Source organism: Verminephrobacter aporrectodeae subsp. tuberculatae At4 (assembly GCF_000193225.1).
GTDB lineage: Bacteria > Pseudomonadota > Gammaproteobacteria > Burkholderiales > Burkholderiaceae_C > Acidovorax > Acidovorax aporrectodeae.
Genome location: NZ_AFAL01000647.1, coordinates 1 through 467 on the forward strand (window position 1 = coordinate 1; position 467 = coordinate 467).

1 protein-coding gene is annotated in these 467 nt (G+C 66.4%); it reads left to right on the top strand.

Annotation, left to right across the window (positions count from 1 at the left end; genetic code table 11):
* The coding region (locus tag VTU_RS28550) for a SwmB domain-containing protein (protein WP_010107270.1) at positions 1-467 on the top strand (467 nt) is incomplete at both ends.

Here is a 467-nt window from a genome sequence, read left to right on the forward strand (position 1 = left end):
GATCACCACCGGCGCCACGTCCCCCAAGGTCACCGGCGACCAACTGGTACTCAGCTTCAACGACACCAGCAACCTGGACGCGGACCCGGTCCACAAACCGGCCAACGGGGCCTTTACGGTGCTTGTGAATGGCGTCGCGAACGCCGTCACCAACGTCACCGTCCAGGCCCAAGCCAAGACCGTCACGCTCACGCTGACCACGGCGGTCACCCACGGCCAGTCGGTCACCGTCGCCTACACCGACCCCACGACCGGCAACGACACCAACGCGATACAGAACGCCGCAGGCAACGACGTGGCCAGCTTTGCGGCCACCGCGGTGGTCAACAACACGCCAGCAGCAACAGACACCACGCCCCCGGTGTTCAGCAGCGCCGCGGTCAACGGCGACCAGCTGGTGATCACATACACCGAAGCCAACACCCTGGACGCGGCCGCACTCGCGGGCAGCGCCGGCTTTACGGTGA